This is a genomic window from Ensifer sp. SSB1, assembly GCF_016652895.1.
Taxonomy (GTDB): domain Bacteria; phylum Pseudomonadota; class Alphaproteobacteria; order Rhizobiales; family Rhizobiaceae; genus Ensifer.
Genome location: NZ_JAEPRP010000246.1, coordinates 1 through 7,924, shown reverse-complemented (window position 1 = coordinate 7,924; position 7,924 = coordinate 1). Strand labels below are relative to the sequence as shown.

Below are 7,924 nucleotides of genomic sequence, written 5' to 3'. Positions count from 1 at the left end.
GCCATTGGCACGCCAGGTCGGCGTGCCCATCACAAAGCCCCGGCTCGCGGCCTGGGCCAAGTCGAAATACGAGACCGCGTAGCGCCGCAGCATCTCGCGCCCCTCTGGGCTGTCGAGCAGAACAAACGAGGAGAACAGCGGCATTTCGGCGCCTTCGTGGAAGATCAGGTCTGTCTCCATGCCCCCGTCGCTGATGAACGGATCTGGCGACGAAAACAGGCGATCAAGTATACCCATGATATCCTCCCCCGGGAGGATCATTGTAACAAATTTTGGCGACGCGGTCGAACTTGGTGGCGGGGCGCGACCGGGCGTCCGTCGGACTGTCGCCGACTCCGAAATCCCTCAAAAGCCTTCGCCAAAGGGATAAAACAGGCAACCGGCCTGACTATCGGCATCCAATTTTTGCACGCCGAAACACACTATGGCTCTCCACGGTGCGGTTTTCAGGGCTACCGTTTCCGCAAGCGGATGGACAGCGTCCACGAGTCAATTCCGGAGTGCCGCCTCAAGAAAGCTCGGATATTTGTGCCGATCAAGCAGTCTACTGAGCCGCGCCCGGCCGCTGGCAGGGCAGTCCAGCCAGGCGTCAGCCCGCTTACTTCGAGCAGCAGCTTCTCGCGGACGGCGCTCGCGAAGTCCTCCGCCGTGCGCACGGGGATCATAATTTGACACAGCTTCATCGACCACTTCGAACACATGTGTCATTGAGAACCCCCAAAATCCGCCTCGGCTGGAGTGACGCGGACATATTTTAAACTGGAGCACGCCTTCTTGGGACTAACCTCCTGGAAGAACCAGGTAACAACTGATCTCCGTAAGCGCGAATTTCTGCGCGCCTTCAGAAGCGCATTGCTCTGAGGCATGAAGTGTCCACCAAAAGATAGGTGGACACCAAATCATGGATGAAGATGCTCCTAAATTGCAAGTGCGGCTTGTTGGTCGCGACGGCCGCCGTCGATATGACCCTGCCTCAAGAGATCAGCTTGTCGCGGCGTGTTTAGAGCCCGGCGTTTCGGTCTCGCGGCTGGCGCTGGAACACGGCGTCAATGCTAATCTCGTTCGGAAGTGGCTGAAGAAGGCCAGAGAGGAGCGTCCTTTGCCTTTGGTCTCGGCGTTCGTTCCGGTTCAGATTGCTGCGGATATGCACTCGTCTTCTGCCAGCGATCGACTGACGAAGGCGGAGCCATTGGGCAAGCGCTTTCATGCATCCAAGGTGAGCGCGCTACTGCCGAACGGGGTCAGCCTGACGGTGGAATGCAGCGATGTTGATGGACTGGCGGCGATTATAGGAGCGTTGAGCCATGTTCAGACTGGGCGCTGACCTCAAGGTCTACCTGCATCGGGAACCGATCGACTTCCGCGCGGGCATCAACAGCCTTGCGGTTCTGGTGCAGGAGGTAATGGAGCTCGATCCCTTTGCTCCCGCGGTCTTTGCCTTTTGCAATCGCCGTCACGACCGGATGAAGCTCCTGTTTTTTGATCGCTCCGGTTTTGTGATGGTGCTGAAGAAATTGACGGAAGACAGGTTCCGTTGGCCCCGTCGGGAGGTGCCGGTCGTTGTGCTGACGACAGAGCAGCTCCACTGGATTCTCGACGGCATCGATATCGACGCGATGATCCGCCATCCGGTGCGGCAATATCAGATCGCCGGTTGAAGGTGACGAATTGAGCTGTTGACGCAAAGGGACGGTTCAGATTCAAGAATCGGATGGTACGAGGTGGCGATCCTGACATTGCAGCGCTGATGGCGCAGTTGGCGGCAAATGCTGCCGAAATCGCTGCGCTTAAAGCCGAGAAGGAAGCGCTCTCGCGACAGGTCGTCAAGCTGGAAGAGGAATTGGCACTCGCAAGGCTCCACCGCTTTGCCCCGCGCAGCGAAAAGCACATCGATCGCCTCTTCAACGAAGCCGAAGAGGCCGCAGACGAGGATGATCGTGATTATGGCGACGACGTCGCCGATCTCCCGGATACAGGCTTGCCGGCGGTCGATAGCACTGCGGGTAAAAAGCGGGGCCGCAGACCTCTGCCGGAAGACTTGCCGCGTGAGCGTGTCGAATATGACCTTCCCGACGATCAGAAGGCTTGTCCATGCTGCGATAGTCAAATGCATCGCATGGGCGAGGCCGTTACCGAGCAGCTCCATATCGAGGTCAAGGCAAAGGTCCTGCAGAATGTGCGGTTCAAGTACGCTTGCCGCCATTGCGATCGCACCGGGATCAACACGCCCGTCATGATCGCTCCGATGCCGAGGCAACCCCTGCCGGGCAGCATCGCGACGGCCTCGACACTGGCCTTCGCGCTCGTCCACAAATATGTCGATGGCACACCGCTCTACCGCGTGGCGCAGACATTCGAGCGGGCCGGCGTTCCGATCAGCCGTGGCGCTCTTGCTCATTGGGTGATCGGTTCGAGCGAGAGGCATCTGCACCGCATCTATGACGCTCTGAAACTGCGGTTGCGATCGCAGCCTCTCATTCATGGTGATGAGACGACGGTTCAGGTCCTGAAGGAAAAGGACAAGGAGGCCACCAGCACCTCGTATATGTGGGCCTACCGCAGCGGCGAGGACAGTGACCAGCCAATCGTATTGCTCGACTATCAGCCTGGCCGCAGCCAGATCCACCCGCAGACCTTCCTCGGTGACTACCGCGGCATATTGGTGAGCGATGGCTACACCGCGTGGCGCACATTGCATGGCGCAACCCATGTCGGATGCATGGCTCATTCCCGGCGGCGCTTCGTTGAGGCCCTCAAAGCCAGAAAGAAAGGTGGCGGCCCGCCGGAGCAAGCTCTCAGGTTCTTCGAGCAGCTCTACCGGATCGAAAGGCAGGCTCGAGGCGAAAAGCCCGACGTCGGTGAAACGCAGGCCGACTGCATTCACCGTTTCCGGCAACAGCACAGCTTGCCTGTCTTGACCGCCCTGAAGGAGTGGCTCGACGACATCGCGCCGAAGGTCGTGCCGGATACCAAGCTCGGCGATGCCGTCTCCTACACCCTGAACCAATGGGATTACCTGACGCGCTACACCAGCGACGGCAGGATGCCAGTCGATAACAACATTCTGGAACGCGACATCAGAGTTTTTGCCACCGGAAGAAAATCGTGGCTGTTCAGCGACACCGCTGACGGAGCCAAGGCCAGCGCAGTGATCTATAGTTTGATGCTGACTTGCCGCGCCTGTGGCGTCGACCCACTCACCTGGCTGCGCCACGTGCTCACTGAGTTGCCGCAGCGCGACGAAGCGGCCGACATCGGCGACCTGCTACCGTTCAACTTCTCCAAAACCTCTGCGGCCTAATAGAGCCGGATATCGCTACCGATGCCAGGGCGATTCAGCGGCGCCACAGCCGTCAATGCGCAGGGAAAATCGCGCTTACTGATCTCCAGCAAACACACTCTTTCAATTTCATCATAAAATCACGCCGGTACTTTGGGCTCACTACCTTGAACAAACTGCGATTCTAGCGGTGGGCCTTTTTTGGTTGCGAGAGGGTTTATCGATGCGGTTTCTCCAGCGAAAAGCCTCACACATCGAGGCGGCTAGATCGGACCTGACGAACACTTCAGTCGAAAACGTCTTCTGGGACTCGGAGCATGAGGCGGAGTTTACGATCGGCTGGGTTCGGATCAGCGTCGGCATTGCGCTGTTCCTAAGTGGTTTCCTGGTTTCATCTGAAACGACTGAGCTCTCGCAAGAGTACAATCTGCAGCAGCTTCGGTTAACCGCGCTAGCTACCGTTGTCGCATTTTTGATCCTGGGCGTTACATCGTTCCTGCTGGTTGTCACCCGACGGTTCAGACCTTGGTTGGCGTACGGCCTCGTGACCTGCGACGCCGCAATCATAGGTGCCAGTCTTTACTTTGCGCTGGAAGCCAGCCGCCTAGGGGGCAACTGGATTGTCGCCATCCCTAGTCTGTGGGCCGTACCTCTCCTCCTTGCGGTCGGGGCTCTTCGATATCGCCCCCTCGTTCAACTTTGGGCGACGTTCTTCACAGTAGCCGCTCTCCTTGGCGCTGCAAACGCCGTCGGATTCAACCTGAAAGGACTTGCTGAACCAACATCTTTTGGAGATTTGAGCGATAACATCGGGCGTCTTCTCTCACTGCCACCGTATCTCATGCGGGCTGTCATGTTGATGTTGATGGGCTCGATTACTGCGCTAGCGATGGCCCGCTCTCGACGCCTTCTTGTGCGGGTAGCGAGTGAAACCGCTGCACACGCAAACCTTGCCCGCTTCTTGCCCACCGAAATCGCGCCCTTCGTCGGTCAGACGGATGCTGGTCCATGGCGCCAGGGGCGCCGGCAGCATGGCACCATCCTGTTTGTAGATATACGAGGCTTCACCGCCTATGCGGAAAAGCTGGATCCAGGAAAGCTATCCGTATTCATCTCCTCGTTTCGGCGGCGCGTGATGAGAGCAACCGAGGCTTCTGGCGGAATGGTGGACAAATTCATCGGGGATGGCGCCCTGATTGTTTTTGGTATTCCGGAGCCGCAGAGCGACGATTGCCCTCGCGCAGTTGCGTGCGCGTACCGGATCCTTGAGCTTATCGATCTGTGGAACAGCAAACGTGGTTTCGACCCGCCTGTCCGAGTGGGGATCGGCATTCACAGCGGCGAAGTGTATTATGGGCTGGTGGGTGATGAGCATCGGCTTGAATTCACTGTGCTTGGCGACACAGTCAACGTGGCTGCCAAGATAGAGCAGGCGACAAAACGCTTTGACGCTTCGCTGCTTGCGTCTGAGGTGGTGGTGCTGCATGCGGGACACCAATACGCGTGGGAACCGGTCGGACGAGAACCCCTCGGCGGTCGCGGAGAGCATGTGGCTCTTTTTGCCGCGAAGGCATTGAAATCCGGCAAATGACCGAGGTTACTGGTCGGCTTCAAGGGTAGTTGGGAGCCCGCCACAATTTAATGGACCGTGTGCGGGTTCGAACCTCCATTCCTTATGGTTGTGCAATTCGAGAAGGATGGAGGGGCACATGATCACGAGCGCGCCGACTTCAAAAACCGGGGCCGTGCAATTCGAATTGGCAACGCGCGGCTGTTGACATTGACGGCGCTGATGTTCATGGCGACCATCGCTGCCGTGGGGAATCCCTTGTTGAAATGCCGTAGCAGCGCGAAACTCTCAGTATTGGTTGCTTAGTTGTGAGGCACGGAAAGTCTGAGTGGGCTGACCAATGTGACGATCTGGCGACGCTGCTCGGAATCCACAACTTCCAGATTACTAAGCCCATCAGGTCCTTCTCTAACCGTTATAGCGGTTGGCTTGTGAATGAGATGATCGAGGCCCTCCAAGGCGATTTCGAGCAAGTCACCTTTGTGGTCAAACGTGATGCCGAGCAACATCACTGACTTCGCTTGAATCTGGTCACCGAGATTCAGGCCGATCACTTCGACCAGAACGCGCTTGCCCTGGAGAGCTTTTGCAATCCGGTCAAAATATAGATGCCATTCAGATTTGGCTAAGACACGGCTAGTCATATTCACCACTCCTCGACGGCAAGCGCTTCTCTAAAGCCGACCGGCGCCCCTTGCCACATTTTGGTAACGACCACATTGTGTCAGCAGGGGCCGATGACGATTAAGTGTAGCCGGCGAGCGCGAACTTAGCTTTGTCGCCGATCAAACGCCGGGACTAATTTCGGCTCGCAGCCGTCACCATAGTATGGGAGATCCCTTTCTGGGTTCTCACCGCTAGCGCATCTTTGGCAACACCAAGCGCGTACGCCTGTTCGACCGGCCCTCCTCTTGTTGAGAACCAGGCAGATCACATCAGTGATGGTCAGTGACTGTGCGTCCCAAATCAGGCTGCATTGATCGGCATCAAAGACGCAAGCAGCGGTCCCCGATAACATTGCTCTATGGAAGGGCCAATGCGTTCGCTTTACGACGGTTTATCGGCTCGCCCGTTGAGAAGAAAACGGCAAGCCGCGTTCATCAACGCGGAACCCGGCTCGTCGACGATGTAACACCGACGACAGTTTAGAAGGGATCGCTCCAAAATGAAGCGGCTGATCTTTCTGAATGGTATTTGGATTTCCATCCTCCTACACATCGGCCATGTCGCCGCGGCTGATCTCGCCCAGGGACGCACAATAGCGGTTCGCTGGTGCAGCGAATGCCATATCGTTGCACCAGGACAGGGGCACGGCTCCGACTCAGTTCCGACATTCGCGGAGATAAGTCGGACGAAGGACTTTAACGAGGCCAAATTGTCGGCTTTTTTGTCGGCACCACAGCACTCACGGATGCCCAATCTGTCATTAACGCGTTCGGAGATTGGCGATCTTGTCGCCTACATCAAGGCCCAGCGCCCGCGATGATTGGCAGCCGAACAATGACCGGTGAAGCGCGTCATGCAACTTTCATGTTCTCGAGAATACAAGGCGCCGCTTAGTTTTCGGCTTCATCACAGATGTTCGCGAAAGCGCTCGGTCCCCGCACTCAAACTCGAACCGTCGCTAAGACCTCGGTGAAGTGTCACCGGCTATAATGACACTGCACCTTCAATCAACGAGGCAGACATGGCTGCAGAAATTGAACGAAAATTCTTGGTGCTTGATGATCGGTGGCGGCAGCAGGCTTCGGAAGGATTTCTGCTACAGCAAGCCTACCTTGTAGCGACGAAGAACAGAACGGTCCGGGTCAGGATTATTGATGCCAGGTGCGCCAAGTTGACGGTAAAGATTAGAAGCGGCCAAGCCAGACGCGAGGAGTTCGAATACGACATTCCATACGCGGATGCGAAGGAGATGTTTCAGTATGCTCAAGGTGTCATTGAGAAAACGCGCTTCGAAGTGGAACATCAAGGCCACACCTGGGAGGTCGATGTCTATTCCGGGCAGCATCGCGGCCTCGTAATCGCAGAAGTTGAATTAAGGGACCTCGCTGACAGTCCCGTTCTTCCCGATTGGCTCGGGCCCGAGGTGACTGGGAACTCACATTTTTCGAACCGGGTTCTGGCCACAACAAATGGCAATCCGTCGGATCTGAGGGTCGCTTCAGCGACCGACCAGCGTCCATCTTCAGCGGTGCGGTCTCAGGGGCGCGGTAAACAGGGCGAGTGATGGGTCGAAACGACCTGCATCGACCCGATGTTCTTACATGAACATGCGGCCTTTTTGACGGCCGTCAATGCTTTTCCCCTTCGGGCGCGGTTCAATATTGCTGTCAGGCGGTGAACGGCAGATTAGTCGAAACGTAAGGCGATCATGCCGCCCCCCATTTTCTGCACAGGCCGCCGACCACCAAACTTCATGCGAAGGAGAAACCAGCCATGGCTGAAACAGCAACTAAACTCCCCATCAAACAAGATGAAACCGCAACCCGGCCCCGTGCGGAATCGTGGGTGCCCTTTAATAGCCTTCGAGCCGAAATCGATCGCTTGTTCGATGATTTCACACCGAGCTTCTGGCGTCGGTCGTTTGGCCCCTCCAGTCAGCAATCATCCCTACTGTCGACGTGGGCGATCGCGCCTGCGGTAGATCTCGTCGAAAATGAGGCAAGCTACGAGATCACCGTCGAGTTGCCGGGCATCGAGGAGAAGGACGTCGAAGTGAAGGTCTCGAACGGAATTCTGACGATTCGAGGTGAGAAACAAGAAGCAAAAGAAGAAAGGGGCAAGGAATATGTTCTGTCGGAGCGACGCTACGGCACGTTCCAACGCAGCTTCAAAATGCCGGACGGCGTCAAGGCGGACGAAATCGCGGCAACCTTCTCGAAGGGAGTCCTCACCGTCACCTTGCCAAAGAGCAAGGAGGCTAGACAGAACGATCGCAAAATTCAGGTGAACGCGATGTGAGGATTGTCCACCGCTCCGCCAGCAGAACAAGCACTTGCGGAGCGGCGCATCCACGAAAGGAGGTGGCATGAAAGAGGCCACGCCCGCTGAGAGAACGGATCATTGAGATG

General features: G+C 56.9%; 8 protein-coding genes and 1 pseudogene. 7 read left to right on the top strand and 2 right to left on the bottom strand.

Annotation, left to right across the window (positions count from 1 at the left end):
* Window positions 1-237: pseudogene (locus I8N66_RS34460) on the bottom strand (homocysteine S-methyltransferase); the annotation flags it as partial.
* 664 nt (window positions 238-901) lie between these two features.
* Between I8N66_RS34460 and I8N66_RS34455 the strand changes: the two are divergent.
* The 4 genes from I8N66_RS34455 (at window position 902) to I8N66_RS34440 (ending at window position 4,871) form a co-directional block, all read left to right on the top strand.
* On the top strand, window positions 902-1,324 hold the full coding sequence (locus I8N66_RS34455) for a transposase (RefSeq protein WP_291164150.1): 423 nt from the start codon (window positions 902-904) through the stop codon (window positions 1,322-1,324).
* Window positions 1,305-1,658: an IS66 family insertion sequence element accessory protein TnpB gene (gene tnpB / locus I8N66_RS34450; RefSeq protein ID WP_018857828.1), complete on the top strand. Its 354-nt coding sequence runs from the start codon at window positions 1,305-1,307 to the stop codon at window positions 1,656-1,658. Before I8N66_RS34455 ends, tnpB begins: the two co-directional genes overlap by 20 nt.
* A 53-nt stretch (window positions 1,659-1,711) precedes the next feature.
* A complete protein-coding gene (locus tag I8N66_RS34445; RefSeq protein WP_291164139.1) occupies window positions 1,712-3,301 on the top strand; it encodes an IS66 family transposase in 1,590 nt (529 codons plus the stop codon).
* A 202-nt stretch (window positions 3,302-3,503) separates the two neighbouring features.
* Entirely contained in the window at window positions 3,504-4,871 is a 1,368-nt protein-coding gene (locus I8N66_RS34440) for an adenylate/guanylate cyclase domain-containing protein (RefSeq protein WP_291164136.1), read from the top strand.
* Between the two features lie 281 nt (window positions 4,872-5,152).
* Here the strand turns inward: I8N66_RS34440 and I8N66_RS34435 are convergent, their stop codons facing one another.
* Complete coding sequence (locus I8N66_RS34435; protein WP_113536163.1) at window positions 5,153-5,494, bottom strand: DUF5335 family protein; 342 nt, start codon at window positions 5,492-5,494, stop codon at window positions 5,153-5,155.
* Window positions 5,495-6,015: 521 nt separating this feature from the next.
* Between I8N66_RS34435 and I8N66_RS34430 the strand changes: the two genes are divergently transcribed.
* The 3 genes from I8N66_RS34430 to I8N66_RS34420 all read left to right on the top strand — a co-directional run bounded on the left by I8N66_RS34430 (window position 6,016) and on the right by I8N66_RS34420 (window position 7,814).
* A complete protein-coding gene (locus I8N66_RS34430) occupies window positions 6,016-6,336 on the top strand; it encodes a cytochrome C (protein WP_113536162.1) in 321 nt (106 codons plus the stop codon).
* 201 nt (window positions 6,337-6,537) lie between these two features.
* Window positions 6,538-7,080 (top strand): CYTH domain-containing protein, encoded by a 543-nt coding sequence (locus I8N66_RS34425; protein WP_291164131.1) that lies wholly within the window; start codon window positions 6,538-6,540, stop codon window positions 7,078-7,080.
* A gap of 209 nt (window positions 7,081-7,289) precedes the next feature.
* Window positions 7,290-7,814, top strand: coding sequence for an Hsp20/alpha crystallin family protein (locus I8N66_RS34420; RefSeq protein WP_113536160.1), 525 nt, complete (start codon window positions 7,290-7,292; stop codon window positions 7,812-7,814).
* The last annotated feature ends 110 nt before the right edge of the window (window positions 7,815-7,924 follow it).

Excerpts from the sequence above, each read along its gene's own strand:
- I8N66_RS34440 (WP_291164136.1), top strand. The coding sequence starts at position 3,504 with ATGCGGTTTCTCCAGCGAAAAGCCTCACACATCGAGGCGGCTAGATCG.
- tnpB (WP_018857828.1), top strand. The coding sequence starts at position 1,305 with ATGTTCAGACTGGGCGCTGACCTCAAGGTCTACCTGCATCGGGAACCG.
- I8N66_RS34455 (WP_291164150.1), top strand. The coding sequence starts at position 902 with ATGGATGAAGATGCTCCTAAATTGCAAGTGCGGCTTGTTGGTCGCGAC.
- I8N66_RS34425 (WP_291164131.1), top strand. The coding sequence starts at position 6,538 with ATGGCTGCAGAAATTGAACGAAAATTCTTGGTGCTTGATGATCGGTGG.
- I8N66_RS34445 (WP_291164139.1), top strand. The coding sequence starts at position 1,712 with ATGGTACGAGGTGGCGATCCTGACATTGCAGCGCTGATGGCGCAGTTG.
- I8N66_RS34430 (WP_113536162.1), top strand. The coding sequence starts at position 6,016 with ATGAAGCGGCTGATCTTTCTGAATGGTATTTGGATTTCCATCCTCCTA.
- I8N66_RS34420 (WP_113536160.1), top strand. The coding sequence starts at position 7,290 with ATGGCTGAAACAGCAACTAAACTCCCCATCAAACAAGATGAAACCGCA.
- I8N66_RS34435 (WP_113536163.1), bottom strand. The coding sequence starts at position 5,494 with ATGACTAGCCGTGTCTTAGCCAAATCTGAATGGCATCTATATTTTGAC.